This window comes from Streptomyces sp. CBMA152 (assembly GCF_014596475.1).
In the GTDB taxonomy this organism is placed as follows: Bacteria; Actinomycetota; Actinomycetes; order Streptomycetales; family Streptomycetaceae; genus Streptomyces.
Window position 1 is genome coordinate 339,838 of sequence record NZ_MECJ01000011.1, and the last position, 12,927, is coordinate 352,764.

The 12,927-nt window shown below is 70.2% G+C and carries 16 protein-coding genes and 1 pseudogene; 12 read left to right on the forward strand and 5 right to left on the reverse strand.

Translation table 11 applies throughout. The features are described 5' to 3' along the window. Positions 1-14 precede the first annotated feature (14 nt). Positions 15-1,079: a glycosyl hydrolase family 18 protein gene (locus BG418_RS11340; protein ID WP_188273624.1), complete on the forward strand. Its 1,065-nt coding sequence runs from the start codon at positions 15-17 to the stop codon at positions 1,077-1,079. Between the two features lie 16 nt (positions 1,080-1,095). On the opposite strand, the gene BG418_RS11345 is transcribed toward BG418_RS11340, so the two are convergent. The 4 genes from BG418_RS11345 to BG418_RS11360 all read right to left on the reverse strand — a co-directional run bounded on the left by BG418_RS11345 (position 1,096) and on the right by BG418_RS11360 (position 3,487). Then, positions 1,096-1,668, reverse strand: a complete 573-nt coding sequence (locus BG418_RS11345; protein WP_188273625.1) for a dihydrofolate reductase family protein — start codon at positions 1,666-1,668, stop codon at positions 1,096-1,098. Positions 1,669-1,759: 91 nt separating this feature from the next. Beyond that, entirely contained in the window at positions 1,760-2,599 is an 840-nt protein-coding gene (locus BG418_RS11350; protein ID WP_188273626.1) for an alpha/beta fold hydrolase, read from the reverse strand. Between the two features lie 150 nt (positions 2,600-2,749). Then, the gene (locus tag BG418_RS11355) at positions 2,750-3,097 is read right to left on the reverse strand and encodes a PRC-barrel domain-containing protein (protein ID WP_223184703.1); all 348 of its coding nucleotides are present in this window, start codon (positions 3,095-3,097) and stop codon (positions 2,750-2,752) included. A 75-nt stretch (positions 3,098-3,172) separates the two neighbouring features. Continuing rightward, complete coding sequence (locus tag BG418_RS11360) at positions 3,173-3,487, reverse strand: small hydrophobic protein (RefSeq protein ID WP_188273628.1); 315 nt, start codon at positions 3,485-3,487, stop codon at positions 3,173-3,175. A gap of 172 nt (positions 3,488-3,659) precedes the next feature. Here BG418_RS11360 and gvpO point away from each other — a divergent pair, with 172 nt between their 5' ends. The 9 genes and pseudogenes from gvpO to BG418_RS11405 all read left to right on the forward strand — a co-directional run bounded on the left by gvpO (position 3,660) and on the right by BG418_RS11405 (position 10,502). Continuing rightward, complete coding sequence (gvpO, locus tag BG418_RS11365) at positions 3,660-4,127, forward strand: gas vesicle protein GvpO (RefSeq protein WP_188273629.1); 468 nt, start codon at positions 3,660-3,662, stop codon at positions 4,125-4,127. After that, positions 4,124-4,840 (forward strand): GvpL/GvpF family gas vesicle protein, encoded by a 717-nt coding sequence (locus BG418_RS11370; RefSeq protein ID WP_188273630.1) that lies wholly within the window; start codon positions 4,124-4,126, stop codon positions 4,838-4,840. The genes gvpO and BG418_RS11370 overlap by 4 nt, the downstream gene beginning before the upstream one ends. Before the next feature lie 216 nt (positions 4,841-5,056). Further along, a complete protein-coding gene (locus tag BG418_RS11375) occupies positions 5,057-5,842 on the forward strand; it encodes a GvpL/GvpF family gas vesicle protein (RefSeq protein WP_188273631.1) in 786 nt (261 codons plus the stop codon). Continuing rightward, a pseudogene (locus BG418_RS11380) lies at positions 5,839-6,030 on the forward strand (gas vesicle protein); the annotation flags it as partial. The gene BG418_RS11375 and the pseudogene BG418_RS11380, both read left to right, overlap by 4 nt. Before the next feature lie 59 nt (positions 6,031-6,089). Beyond that, positions 6,090-6,410: a gas vesicle protein K gene (locus BG418_RS11385; protein ID WP_188273632.1), complete on the forward strand. Its 321-nt coding sequence runs from the start codon at positions 6,090-6,092 to the stop codon at positions 6,408-6,410. 179 nt (positions 6,411-6,589) lie between these two features. Next, entirely contained in the window at positions 6,590-7,537 is a 948-nt protein-coding gene (locus tag BG418_RS11390) for an ATP-binding cassette domain-containing protein (RefSeq protein WP_188273633.1), read from the forward strand. Further along, positions 7,534-8,382, forward strand: a complete 849-nt coding sequence (locus BG418_RS11395; protein WP_188273634.1) for an ABC transporter permease — start codon at positions 7,534-7,536, stop codon at positions 8,380-8,382. The genes BG418_RS11390 and BG418_RS11395 overlap by 4 nt, the downstream gene beginning before the upstream one ends. Positions 8,383-8,532: 150 nt before the next feature. After that, positions 8,533-9,828, forward strand: a complete 1,296-nt coding sequence (locus BG418_RS11400; RefSeq protein ID WP_188273635.1) for a sensor histidine kinase — start codon at positions 8,533-8,535, stop codon at positions 9,826-9,828. Beyond that, positions 9,825-10,502 carry a response regulator transcription factor gene (locus BG418_RS11405; protein WP_188273636.1) on the forward strand — a complete coding sequence of 226 codons (678 nt, stop codon included), beginning with the start codon at positions 9,825-9,827 and terminating at the stop codon, positions 10,500-10,502. The genes BG418_RS11400 and BG418_RS11405 overlap by 4 nt, the downstream gene beginning before the upstream one ends. Before the next feature lie 30 nt (positions 10,503-10,532). Here the strand turns inward: BG418_RS11405 and BG418_RS11410 are convergent, their stop codons facing one another. Then, complete coding sequence (locus BG418_RS11410; RefSeq protein WP_188273637.1) at positions 10,533-11,033, reverse strand: FBP domain-containing protein; 501 nt, start codon at positions 11,031-11,033, stop codon at positions 10,533-10,535. 73 nt (positions 11,034-11,106) lie between these two features. Here BG418_RS11410 and BG418_RS11415 point away from each other — a divergent pair, with 73 nt between their 5' ends. Further along, positions 11,107-11,676: a TetR/AcrR family transcriptional regulator gene (locus tag BG418_RS11415; protein ID WP_188273638.1), complete on the forward strand. Its 570-nt coding sequence runs from the start codon at positions 11,107-11,109 to the stop codon at positions 11,674-11,676. An 85-nt stretch (positions 11,677-11,761) separates the two neighbouring features. Then, positions 11,762-12,925: a GDSL-type esterase/lipase family protein gene (locus tag BG418_RS11420; protein WP_188273639.1), complete on the forward strand. Its 1,164-nt coding sequence runs from the start codon at positions 11,762-11,764 to the stop codon at positions 12,923-12,925. Positions 12,926-12,927: the final 2 nt, after the last annotated feature.

Sequence of the window (12,927 nt, forward strand, 5' to 3'; positions counted from 1 at the left end):
TCAGGGTCGGCACCATGAAGACCGCACTCACCGCTCTCCTCACGGCCACCGCGCTCGCCCTGCCTGCCGCCGCTCCCCGGCCCGCTCCCGTGCCTCCTCCCCCGGTCGCCCGTACGGTCTCGGCCTGGCTTCCCTGGTGGAACACCGACGTCGCGTACGACGACGCGTTGCGCCATGCCGACCAGCTGCACACCGTCAGCCCCTTCTGGTACACCGCCGCCTCCGGGACCGACGTCAGGGGTGAGACGGGTGCGGGAGAGCAGCGGATCATCGACGGTCTGCACGCCAAGGGCATCAAGGTCGTCCCCACCGTCACCGAGGTCCCGGACGCCGCGTCGATGGCGGCCCTCATGAACGACCCCGTCCGGCGCACCGCGCACGTCGACGTCCTCATGAAGACGGTCGCGAGCCGCCCGTACGACGGCCTCGACCTCGACTACGAAAGGATGACCGAGACCGAGGACGCCTCCCTGCGCGAACAGGTCCGTATCGGCTACAACGCCCTGACCAGCGAACTCTGCGCCCGCCTTCACGCGCTGGCCAAACAGTGCGTCATCACCGTCATGCCCCGCACCGGCACCACCGGTCACGCCTACGACTACGCCCACCTCGGCACCGTCGCCGACCGTCTGCGCATCATGGGGTACAACCTCCACGACGCGCTCGACAAGCCCGGCCCACTGTCCTCCGTCGCCTGGTACGAGGAGTTCCTGACCTACGCCACGACCACGGTCCCCCGCGCCAAACTGGAGGTCGCGCTGCCCGCGTACGGCTGGGACTGGACGGTGGGTTCCACCGCCCGCGCCAAGCACGTCACTTCACAGGAAGCGGAGGTCCTGCGGCGCAGGGTGGGCGCGGAGTACGTCTTCGACACCACGTCCGGCACCCCCCACTTCTCGTACACGGACACGGACCGCAAGCGCCACGAGGTCTGGTACCAGGACGCGAACGGCTCAGCCGCACACCTGGCCGTACTCGCCCGCTTCGGAGTCACCGGCACCGGCCTGTGGGCCCTCGGCTTCGAGGACACCAAACTGTGGGACACGCTGGCCCTGCACGGCGGAGGCGGTGCGAGATGAACTCGCTCCACGGCTGTCAGCGCACGACGTCGAAGACGTTCTTCTGCAGGCCGTTGGCGTACGCCTCGTGCTCGACCAGCTTCAGCTTCTGGGTGTCCTTGTCCGTGGCGCTGAACAGCCGCTTGCCCGCGCCGAGCAGCAGCGGGAAGACCAGCAGGTGGTAGCGGTCGATCAGACCGGCGTCCGAGAGGCTCCGGTTCAGGGCGGCGCTGCCGTGCACGATGATCGGCCCGCCCTCGGTCTCCTTGAGCGCGGCGACCTCGTCGAGCGAGCGCAGGATCGTGGTCTCGCCCCAGTTCGTCACCAGGTCGTCCTCGGTGAGCGTGGTGGACACGACGTACTTCGGCATCACCTTGTACTCGGCGAACTCCGCCATGTCCGGCCACACCGCACTGAAGGCCTCGTAACTGGTCCGGCCGAGCAGCATCGCGGTTGCCTCCTGCTGCTCCCGGCCCTTGATCTCGAACGCCTCGGGCAGGAACTCCACGTCCTTGAAGGTCCACCCGGAGTTGCGGTAACCGGGCTCACCGCCGGGAGAGTCCACAACGCCGTCGAGCGAGATGAAGGCGGAGCTGATGAGAGTACGCATGTTGGGTTCCTCGGTGTCCGTATCGGGTTCTCGGCAGGTAGGACCGGTGCACGCACCGATCACCACCTTTGACTGCGGACCACGAAGAAACTCATCGGCCGTCGCCAAGCCCGCGTTCGAGGAACGGCAGGACCGCGTGCAGGAAGTCCTCCGGGGCCTCGGCGAAGGGTGCGTGGCCTGTGGGTAGTGGGTGCCAGGTGGCGTGGGTGATCGCTCGGCGGGCGGCACGGCCGTCGCGGCCTACCAGTGGGTCGCGGGTGCCCCAGCAGAGCAGGGTCGGCGCCGTGATGGCCGAGGCGGCGGCGCGCAGGTCATGGGCCGGGGCAGCGAAGCTCCGCCAGATGGCCGCCGCCGTGGCCAGGGCTGCGGGGTCGTGGCGGCGGGCGGCGTCGCGGGCGATCATCTGCGTACGGAAGGGTGTACGTACACGTAGGTAGCGGCGGGGCAGTCGGCCCGACAGCAGGCGCATCGCCGACGTGGTCCCGATCAGCCGCATCAGCGGGGCGTTCAGTGGGGTGACGAGCGAGAAACCGCCGCTGTTGACGAGGATCAGAGCGGCTACGCGATCCGGATCCGTGATGGCCAGGCGTGCGGCGGCGTATCCGCCCACGCTGTTGCCGATCAGGGAGGCGCGCTCCAGGCCCAGACCGTCGAGGATCTGCGGCAGGATCGACGCGTACGCCATCGCGGAGATCCGGTCGGCCGCCGGGCGGGCGGAGTCGCCGTATCCGGGCCAGTCGACGCAATAGACCGTGTGCCGTTCGGCGAGCGTGGGGACCACCGCGTCGAAGTCGCGCCGGTCGCCGGGGTTGGCGTGCAGCAGGACGACCGGTGAGCCGGGGCCGATACCGTGCACGGCGACCGCCACCTCGCCGAGGGCCGTGGGAACCCGCTTGAGGGTGTCGGCCATCGGGGACTCTCGTCGCGTCACCTCGGACTCCTGCGCATGGGGCGAACGCTAACCAGCCCTCGACCGGACGGTCAACATCGAGCAGGAGTGCGGAGGAACGGGGAGGGGTGAGCGCCCCCGGCTGGAACGCTCACCCCTCGGACCACACCCCCCGGCATCCACACGCTCGGCTCAGTGGCCCGGCATGCCCATGTAGTACGTGCCGACGCTCTCGTGGTAGGTCGGGTCACCCAGGTGCTTCTCCTTGTCGAACTCCGGCGCGTTCTTGATCTCTTCCTTCGTCCGCGCCACATAGATCTTGCGCTCGTCCGGGTCGATCCGGGAGATGACACCGGCCGGGAGCAGCACATGCTTGCCGAAGATCCACATTCCGGTGTCGACCACGATGCAGGCCGCGCCCACCGCGTCCGAGTGCTTGTCCACCTTGCCGATGCTGCCGTCGGTGGCCTCCACCTTGAAGCCCGTCAGGTCGGCGCCGGTGGTGAATCCGGCGGTCAGGGCATAGCCCCACATGTCCATGTCGCTCACAGCGATCTCCAATCTCTTCAGCTCTGCTTCTTCAGCTCTGTTCGAGGTACGAGGTCGTATCGGGCGCTACAGCAGCCCGTTGCCCGGGGCGGCCACACCGACCAGCCAGATGAAGGCCAGTAGGGTGTCGATGGCGCCGAGCACCAGGGCGACCAGCGCCGGCATCGGCTCCGCGCCGCCGTTCCAGCGGCGGCCCATCCCCAGCCAGCCGCACGCGACGGCGACCGGCCCGAGAATGATGCCGAGGACGAAGAAGCCCGCGATCGCGCAGACCAGTCCGATGATGCCGAGCGTCGCGCGGTCCGGCCCGGTCCGGGGCCACCTGCGGTTCCGTGGCCGGGGGCTCCTGCGCGTACGCATGTTTCCGAGGCCCGTTGTCATCACCGCTCCCTCGGGCGTCGATTCAACTCGCACCCCGAGTACCCGTCTTCGGCCGCCGTATCCACCGACCTTCACCCGACCGTGCCACCTCGGGGTTTGGCCCGCCGGGTCGGGGCTACCCGGAGCACCTGAGAGGTCCGCGTCAAAGGAATTCGAGTGGCCGCGAGGGGACATGGCGAACGCATCCGAGAAGAAACCGACGCCCGATCAGGACCTGGACGTCGACGACGATCTGCCCGGCGCGATGGACGTGCTGTGCGCCGCCCGCGACCAGCTCTCCGAGCTCACCGGTATGCCCGCAGAGACCGTCTCGTCCTTCGAACGGACCGAGAACGGCTGGCGGTTGTGCATCGACGTCCTCGAACTGGCCCGCGTCCCCGACACCATGAGCCTGCTCGCCTCGTACGAGGTGGACCTCGACCTGGAGGCCGGGCCGCATCGCAGCGCGGGACTGCCGGACATGGTCGGCGAGATCACCGAGTCCGGCGCCCGCGGAAAGACCAAGGGCGCGCTCTCCGGCGCCGTGCAGACCGTCGCCGACGTTTTCAAGGGGACACGTGAGGAACACGAGGAAGACGAGCCGGAGCCCAGGCCGCGCGCCCGGCGCACCGCCTCCCGCCGCAAGGAGGAGCAGGAATGACCACGTACGTATACGGCATCGCGCGTCGTACGCATGACCGACTGCCGGAGAGCATGGGCGGGGTGGGTGACCCGCCGAAGCCGGTGCGGACCGTCGCCCAGGGCGAGTTGGTGGCGCTGGTGAGCGACGCCCCCGAGGACCTGAAGCCCAGGCGTCGCGATCTGCTCGCCCACCAGAACGTCCTCGCGGAGGCCGGTGCGGGCGGCCCGGTGCTGCCGCTGCGGTTCGGCGGTATCTCCGTCGACGACGAGGCCGTACGGTTCGTGCTCGCCGAACACGAGCAGCGCTATCTGGAACGGCTGGAGGCGCTGGAGGGCAAGGTCGAGTACAACATCAAGGCCGCCCACGACGAAGCGGCCGTCCTGCACCAGGTGCTCGCGGCCAGCCCGGAGCTGCGGGCCATGAGCGAGGCCAACCGCAAGGCCGGGGGCGGCACATACGATCAGAAGCTGGCGCTCGGCGAGCGGATCGCCGCCGCCGTGCAGCAGCGCGAGGCGCAGGACGCCCAGCTGATCCAGCAGGCTCTGGCGGGCGCGTCCGAGGACCGGCGCAGCGGGCCCGAGTCCACCGGCTGGCTGGCGAACCTCTCCTTCCTGATCGACCGCTCGAAGGCCACCGACTTCCTCACGGCCGTCGACAAGTTGCGCAACGAGGCACCCCAGCTCCTGCTGAGCGTGAACGGCCCACTGCCCCCGTACAGCTTCACCGACTGACGACAGGACGACAGAACCAGAACCACGGGCTGAACTGGCGGACGGGGAGCTGCTGATGGCCGGTGAGATCGACTAGGCCGAGTTCGACCGCCGCGAGGACGCGCTCCTCGATCGACTGCAGAACAGGAATACCTGGACGTGAACAACCGCCTGACAACAGGGCTCGGAGCCGGGAGGCGCTGGGACGGGGATCGGAACCCATGAAGGGGCTGCGCGATGGGGAGTGATCTGCTGTACGTGTACGCGGTGGTGCGGCCCTTCGCCGGGGCGCTGCCCGACGGGGTGTGCGGCCTCGACGGCACACCGCCCCGGTTGGTCGAAGACCGCGGCCTGTGCGCGGTGGTGAGCCCGGTGCACGCCGAGGACTTCGACGCGATCCCGCTCCGCGACCATCTGGAGGACCTGGACTGGCTCGCCGCCACCGCCACCACCCACCAGGAGGTGACCGGGGCACTGTTCTCGGTGACCTGCGCGGTGCCGCTCCGGCTCGCCACGGTGTGCCGGGGCGAGGCCGGGGTGCGCCGGCTGCTCGGCTCCGGGCGCGCCGGTTTCGTACGCGCTCTGGAACGCCTTGACGGGCGTGTCGAATGGGGCGTGAAGGTGTACGCGGACATCCGCCCGGCACCGGCCGGTGCGCCACCGACCAGTGCGAGGCCGGCCGACGGGCGGGAGTATCTGCGGCGGCGCCTCGGTCAGCGGCGCTCCCGCGAAGAGGTGTGGCGCAGGGCCGACGCGCTCTCGCGCACACTGCACACCGAGCTCAGCGGGCGCGCCGAGGCGGGCCGCCTGCACCGGCCGCAGAACGTCCGCCTCTCCGGCGACCCCGGGGAGAACATCCTCAACGCGGCCTATCTGGTGCCGCGCGAACAGAGCGAGGAGTTCGTCGCGACGGTCCGGCACCTTACCCCGCACACCGACGGCGTACGCGTGGAGCTGACCGGTCCCTGGGCGCCCCACTCCTTCGCGGGCGAGGCCGGGCAGGACGCCGAGAGGGAGACATGACGGGCGGCGGCAGGGTCCTCGCACAGCACGAGGTCGCCCTGGTGGACCTGCTCGACCGGCTGCTCGCGGGCGGCGTGGTCATCACGGGCGACCTCACCCTGCGGATCGCGGATGTGGACCTCGTACGGATCGACCTGAACGCGCTCGTGAGCTCGGTCAGCGCCCAAGTCCCCTCCCCCTTCGCGGAGTTCGACGAACCGACCGACGAACCGACCGACCAACCGTTCGACGAGCCGGAGAAGACTGCATGATCATCGACAGGAGCAACGGTACCCAGACAGATCGGCGGCGTCGGGTGGAGCTCGACCCCGACACCGTGGAACGCGATATCGCACGGCTGGTCCTGACCGTCGTGGAGCTGTTGCGGCAGCTCATGGAGCGCCAGGCCCTGCGGCGGGTCGAGACCGGCGAGCTGACGGAGGATCAGGAGGAGCGCATCGGGCTCACCCTCATGCTGCTCGACGACCGGATGGGCGAGCTGAGGTCGAGGTTCGGGCTGCGCCCGGAGGATCTCAACATCGACCTGGGCCCGCTCGGCCCTCTGCTCCCCAAGGAGCCTCACCCATAGGACCAGGTGTTCCTCGCCATCACGGACGCCCCGGCATACCACCCCTGCACGTAGTACCGCGGTACTACACAAGGGCCGGAGTTCACTCCCCGGTACCACGGATCGCGACCGCCGGGATCCTAGCGTCGCCGGTGTAGCGGGCCAGGACGGTCTGGCGCCCGGAGGCGAAGGACAGAACGATGATCGAGGCACACCAGCTGACGAAGCGGTACGGGGAGAAGACGGCGGTCGACCACCTCGACTTCGTCGTGCGGCCCGGCACCGTCACCGGCTTCCTCGGGCCCAACGGCGCGGGCAAGTCCACCACGATGCGCCTGATCGTCGGTCTCGACGCCCCGACCAGCGGCTCCGTGACCGTCGGCGGTCGTCGATACGCCCAGCACGCCGCCCCGTTGCAGGAGGTGGGCGCGCTGCTTGAGGCCAAGTCCATCCACCCCGGGCGCTCCGCGTACAACCACCTCAACGCGCTCGCGCTCACGCACGGCATTCCGCGCCGCCGGGTCGACGAGGTCATCGAGCTGGCCGGTCTGGGCAGTGTGGCCAAGAAGCGGGCGGGGGCGTTCTCGCTCGGCATGGGCCAGCGTCTCGGCATCGCGGCGGCGCTGCTCGGCGACCCGCAGACGATCATGCTGGACGAGCCGGTCAACGGTCTCGACCCCGAGGGCGTGCTGTGGATACGCAATCTGCTCACCCAGCTCGCGGGCGAGGGCCGTACCGTCTTCGTCTCGTCCCACCTGATGACCGAAGTGGCCCTGGTGGCCGACCATTTGATCATCGTGGGGCGCGGGCGGCTGCTCGCCGACACCACCGTGAACGATCTGATCCGCGAGGTCGGCGGCGACACGGTGAAGGTGGCCAGCGCCGATCCGGCCCGGCTGCGCGAGGCGCTGGCCGGTCCCGGGGTCGACATCACCGGTCACGCCGGCTCCGAGGAGTTGCACGTGACGGGGCTGACGGCGCGCGAGATCGGGCTGACGGCGGCCGAGCACGGGATCGCGCTCTTCGAGCTGAGCGCGCGGACGGTGTCGCTGGAAGAGGCGTTCATGGACCTGACCAGGGATGCCGTCGAGTACCACGGCTCCACCAGCGTCGTCGCCGACGCCGAGACCCCCGGGAGGGCGGCATGAGCACCATCACCGCGACCGAGACATCCGCCCCGGCGCCCGCACCCGCCGCGCGTCCGGCCTACCGGGTGACCGGGCCCCGGGTGGTGCGCTCGGAGTGGGCCAAGCTGTGGTCGCTGCGCTCCACGTGGATCACGCTCGGTCTGGGTCTGCTGTTCCTGGTGGCCTTCGGGATCATCGCTGCGGCACAGTTCAAGTCCCACTTCGACTCCGGCCGGCACATGGACAAGGACTGGGCGGACTCCACCGCGGTCAGCCTCTCCCTGTTCGGTACGAACTTCGCGCAGCTGGCGCTGGGTGTGCTCGGCGTGCTGGTCACGGCGGGCGAGTACTCCACCGGCATGATCCGCTCCACGCTGGCCGCCGTCCCGCGCCGTCTGCCGGTTCTCTGGTCCAAGTCGGCGGTGTTCGGCCTGGTCGCGCTGGTGGTCGGCACGGTCGGTGTGTTCGTCGCGTTCCTGATCGCCAGCAATATCGTCTCCGGCACACCGGCCGCCATGACGATCTCGCACACGGGCGTGGTGCGCAGCCTGCTCGGCGCGGGGCTCTACCTCGGCCTGGTCGGGGTGATCGGCGCCGCCCTCGGCGCGCTGCTGCGCTCCGTGGCGGGCGGCATCTCGGTGCTGGTCGGCACGCTGATGCTGGTCCCGGGGCTGATGTCGCTCCTGCCGAGTTCGTGGAAGGACAACATCACCCCGTATCTGCCGAGTCACGCGGGCGAGTCGATGTTCTCCCTGACCCACGACAGCACCGCCCTGTCGCCGACGGCCGGACTCGCCGTCTTCGTCGCCTGGACCGTGCTGGCGCTGGCGGGGGCCGCGTACCGGTTGGTGCGCAGCGACGCCTGACCCTTACGGGTACGTCTACCTGTCGCTCAGGTACGGCGCGTATCCTCCGCTGTCGGTGCGGCACCCGGCTCGCCCGGGTGCCGCACCGATGCGCCGGGCCCCTGCGCCCAGCCCTCTGATGTGCCTCATGGACAGGTGATACCCGGGACGATGACCACGAACGTGACCGTGACCAGCGACGACACCGCCGGAATGAGCCCCCTGGTCGCCCGGCTGGCCCAGGTCGGCCAGCGGCTGCGGCAGGCGGACCGCGCGCGTCCGTGGGTGCTGGACACGGCCGTCGTGGTGGTGATCTTCCTGATGTTCTGTCTGCCGGATCTGAGGGACGGTGACCACGACCGTCACGACATCGCCCTGAGGTTCACCCGCCCGCCCGTCGCCGGGATGCTCGCGCTCCAGGTGGGACTGGTGCTGCCGCTGCTGTGGCGGCGCCGCAAGCCCTCCGTGGCGTTCGCCGTCATCGCGGCCGTCTTCCTCCTCCAGTGGTCCCTCGGGGTGGCGCTGCGCGCCGATGTCGCCCTGCTCGTGGCGCTGTACAGCCTGACCCTCCACGGGGAACTGCGGCGGCTGCCCTGGGCCTGCGCCGCCATGGCGGGTGGCCTCGCGCTGGTCGCCGTGGGCGTCTCCTCGGTGGTGTCCGTCTGGGACGCGCTGTTCTTCCTCTTCAGCACCGCGATCGCGGCCGTCGCCGTAGGACTCGCGGTACGGATCCGACGGGCCCAGCTCGCCGGTCTGCGCGAGCGCGCGGCACGCCTTGAGATCGAACGCGACCAGCGCAGCAGGCTGGCCACGGCCACCGAACGCACCCGGGTGGCCCGCGAGATGCACGACATCGTCGGCCACAACCTCGCCGTCATGGTCACCCTCGCCGACGCGGGTACGTACGCCTCGGACATCGCCCCCGACCGCAGCAAGGAAGCACTCCAGCTCATCGGCGAAACCGGCCGCCAGGCGCTGGGCGAGCTGCGCCGTATGCTCGGCGTCCTGCGCGAGGAGGCCGACGCGCCCGCGTTCCGCCCCCAGCCGGGCATCGGCGACATCGACGCCCTGTGCAACCGTATCCGCGCGGCCGGACCGGACATCGCGTACCGCACCGGCGGCGATGTGGAAGTCCTCGACAGCGGCGTGCAGTTGACGGTCTACCGGATCGTCCAGGAGGCACTGACCAACAGCCTCAAGCACGCCGGCGCCGACACCCGGGTCCGCCTCGCGGTGACCAAGGAGGGCACGCGGCTGCGCATCCGGGTCCAGGACACCGGGCCGCCCGGCGGGTCGGCGCGGGCCGGTTCACCGCACGAGGAAGGGCACGGTCTGGTGGGCATGCGCGAACGGGCGGCGCTCTACGGCGGCAGCGTCGTGGCGGGACCCGGTCCCGGCGCGGGCTGGACCGTACAGGCGACCCTGGATCTCGCACCGCTCCCCGCAGCAGAAGGCGGTACTCCATGACCACCGTGCTCCTCGTGGACGATCAGCCGCTGCAACGCTTCGGTTTCCGCATGCTCCTGGAGAGCGTCCCGGACACCGACGTGGTCGGCGAGGCCGCGCACGGCGCCGAGGCCGTGCGCAAGGCTGCGGAGCTGCGCCCCGACGTGGTCCTCATGGACGTACGGATGCCGGGCATGGACGGCATCGAGGCCACCCGCCGCATCATCGCCTCGGGCGGGCGCTCCCATGTCCTGGTCCTCACGACGTTCGACCTGGACGAGTACGCGCATGCCGCGCTGCGCGCCGGGGCCAGCGGTTTCCTGCTCAAGGACGCGCGGCCGGAGGAACTGCTGTCCGGCATCCGTGCCGTGGCCGTCGGCGACGCGGTCATCGCCCCCGCCCTCACCCGGCGCCTCCTCGACACCTACGCCCACCACCTGCCGCGTCACACACCGAACCCCGAGCCCCACAGCGACCCGCGCCTTCGCTCCCTCACCGACCGCGAGCGCGAGATCCTGGTGGCCATCGGGCAGGGCTGGAGCAACGGCGAGATCGCCGCGCGGCTCGTCCTGTCGGAGTCCACCGTCAAGACGCATGTGGGCCGCGTCCTGGCGAAGATCGGCGCGCGCGATCGCGTACAGGCCGTGATCTTCGCGTACGACCTGGGGCTCGCGCGTCCGAACCCGATGGACTGATCGGCACCGTGGCCGTATCGGTCCTCGGCGTCACACGGTCGCCGTCACCTTGGCGATGAACGCCGCGACGTTCGCGACGGTCCGCTGGATCTTCTCCTCCGGCGTCAGCGACTCCTGGAGACGTCCGCCGACGCCCGCGTCCTTCTTTCCCCGTACGTACAACGAACAGGCCAGGTCGCTGCATATGTAGGCGCCGACCGAGTTGCCCTGCTGCCCGGCCTTGCCCGCCTTCGGCGCGACCATCAGGCAGACGCCGCCACTGTGGGTGGTCAGGCACATCGAGCACATGCTGCGGCGCATCTGTGCGGCGGCCGGGCTCGGGCAGCGCAGCGCGAGGGCCTGCGGGCGGCCGTCGGCGGACTCGATGACGAGGTACGCGCGATCGGGGGCCTGCGGGTCGCGCCAGCCGAGGTAGTCCAGGTCGTCCCAGGGCCGGTCGGCCAGGTCACGCGGGACGGACAGACGCTTCGCCTCGCCCTTGGTGCAGTTCACGAACGCGGTACGGATCTCTTGCTCGGTCAGTTGCTTCATAAAGCTCACGCTAGTTTGCGCCTAAAAGCTTTAGGCAAACGCATAATAGATTCTGGCGAACGAGAGGATGGTTATGGCACGGGTAGGACTGACCACGGAACGACTGACCCGGGCGGGGGCGGAGCTGGCCGACGAGGTCGGGTTCGACCAGGTGACCGTCTCGGCGCTGGCCAGACGGTTCGACGTCAAGGTCGCGAGCCTGTACTCGCATGTGAAGAACTCCCAGGACCTCAAGACCAGGATCGCCCTGCTGGCCCTGGAGGAGATGGCCGACCGCGCCTCCGACGCACTGGCCGGCCGGGCCGGCAAGGACGCCCTCACCGCCCTCGCGAACGTCTACCGCGATTACGCCCGCGAGCACCCGGGCCGCTACGCCGCGTCCCAGCTCAGGCTGACCCCAGAGGCAGCCGCCGCCAGCGCGGGCATGCGGCACTCACAGATGACACGGGCGATCCTGCGCGGCTACGACCTGACGGAGCCGGACCAGACGCACGCGGTCCGGATGCTGGGCAGCGTCTTCCACGGCTACGTCAGCCTGGAGCTGGGCGGCGGGTTCAGCCACAGCGCCCCCGACACCCAGCAGACCTGGACGCGGATCCTGGACGCCCTCGACGCCCTGCTGCGCAACTGGCCCACACCCTGACCGCAGGGCCGATCCCACCGTACGAAGGCACACACGAAGCCAGTCCGATCCCCCAGTCCGCACCTCTGATGAACAGGCCGAGACCATGCCCGCCTTGATCACCACGCCCATCACCGAGGACATCCTGCGCGGCGCCCTCGACCTGGAACGCACCGCCAACGGGCTGCTCCCCCACCGCCTGCCCGCCCGGGCCCGCGCCCAGTGCACCGACGCACAGCTGGCCATGGCGGAATCCCAACCCTCCGGCGTACGGCTGGTCTTCAGGACCCGGGCGACCACTGTGGAACTGGACACCGTACCCACCAAGCGGGTCTACGTGGGTGCCCCGCCCCGCCCGGACGGTGTGTACGACCTGCTCGTCGACGGCGAGTTGGCGGGCCAGGACCATGTGACCGGCGGAAACACCCTGACCATCGACATGACCACCGGGAGTGTCGAGAACCGCCCCGGTCCGCCCGGCACCCTGCGCTTCACCGGCCTCCCCGACCACGTCAAGGACGTCGAGATCTGGCTGCCGCACAACGAGACCACCGAGCTCGTCGCCCTGCGCACCGACGCCCCCGTCGAGCCCGTACCGGACCGGGGCCGCAAAGTGTGGCTCCATCACGGCAGTTCGATCAGCCACGGCTCCGACGCGGCCAGCCCCACCACCACCTGGCCCGCGCTCGCCGCCTCCCTCGGCGGCGTGGAGCCGATCAACCTGGGCTTCGGGGGCAGCGCGCTGCTCGACCCGTTCACCGCCCGCGCGCTGCGGGACACCCCCGCCGACCTGATCAGCGTGAAGATCGGTCTCAACCTGGTCAACACCGACCTGATGCGGCTGCGCGCCTTCGGCCCCGCTGTCCACGGCTTCCTCGACACCATCCGCGAAGGCCACCCCACCGCACCACTGCTGGTCGTCTCGCCCGTCCTGTGCCCCATCCACGAGGACACCCCCGGCCCCAGCACCTTCGACGTCACCACCCTCGGCACCGGACAACTCCGGTTCGCGGCGACGGGCGATCCGGCGGAGCGCGCGAGCGGAAAGCTGACCCTGAACATCATCCGCGACGAGCTGTCCCGGATCGTGGAGCAGCGGTCGGCGGACGACCCGAACCTGCACTACCTCGACGGCCGCGCCCTCTACGGCGAGGCCGACGCCACCGAACTCCCGCTGCCCGACGGCCTCCACCCGGACACCGCCACCCACCACCGCATGGGCGAACGCTTCGCCCAACTGGCTTTCGTGAACGGGCCGTTCATCGACTGACG

Excerpts from the sequence above, each read along its gene's own strand:
- BG418_RS11340 (WP_188273624.1), top strand. The coding sequence starts at position 15 with ATGAAGACCGCACTCACCGCTCTCCTCACGGCCACCGCGCTCGCCCTG.
- BG418_RS11345 (WP_188273625.1), bottom strand. The coding sequence starts at position 1,668 with ATGCGTACTCTCATCAGCTCCGCCTTCATCTCGCTCGACGGCGTTGTG.
- BG418_RS11355 (WP_223184703.1), bottom strand. The coding sequence starts at position 3,097 with ATGGACATGTGGGGCTATGCCCTGACCGCCGGATTCACCACCGGCGCC.
- BG418_RS11360 (WP_188273628.1), bottom strand. The coding sequence starts at position 3,487 with ATGACAACGGGCCTCGGAAACATGCGTACGCGCAGGAGCCCCCGGCCA.
- gvpO (WP_188273629.1), top strand. The coding sequence starts at position 3,660 with ATGGCGAACGCATCCGAGAAGAAACCGACGCCCGATCAGGACCTGGAC.
- BG418_RS11370 (WP_188273630.1), top strand. The coding sequence starts at position 4,124 with ATGACCACGTACGTATACGGCATCGCGCGTCGTACGCATGACCGACTG.
- BG418_RS11375 (WP_188273631.1), top strand. The coding sequence starts at position 5,057 with ATGGGGAGTGATCTGCTGTACGTGTACGCGGTGGTGCGGCCCTTCGCC.
- BG418_RS11385 (WP_188273632.1), top strand. The coding sequence starts at position 6,090 with ATGATCATCGACAGGAGCAACGGTACCCAGACAGATCGGCGGCGTCGG.
- BG418_RS11390 (WP_188273633.1), top strand. The coding sequence starts at position 6,590 with ATGATCGAGGCACACCAGCTGACGAAGCGGTACGGGGAGAAGACGGCG.
- BG418_RS11395 (WP_188273634.1), top strand. The coding sequence starts at position 7,534 with ATGAGCACCATCACCGCGACCGAGACATCCGCCCCGGCGCCCGCACCC.
- BG418_RS11400 (WP_188273635.1), top strand. The coding sequence starts at position 8,533 with ATGACCACGAACGTGACCGTGACCAGCGACGACACCGCCGGAATGAGC.
- BG418_RS11405 (WP_188273636.1), top strand. The coding sequence starts at position 9,825 with ATGACCACCGTGCTCCTCGTGGACGATCAGCCGCTGCAACGCTTCGGT.
- BG418_RS11410 (WP_188273637.1), bottom strand. The coding sequence starts at position 11,033 with ATGAAGCAACTGACCGAGCAAGAGATCCGTACCGCGTTCGTGAACTGC.
- BG418_RS11415 (WP_188273638.1), top strand. The coding sequence starts at position 11,107 with ATGGCACGGGTAGGACTGACCACGGAACGACTGACCCGGGCGGGGGCG.
- BG418_RS11420 (WP_188273639.1), top strand. The coding sequence starts at position 11,762 with ATGCCCGCCTTGATCACCACGCCCATCACCGAGGACATCCTGCGCGGC.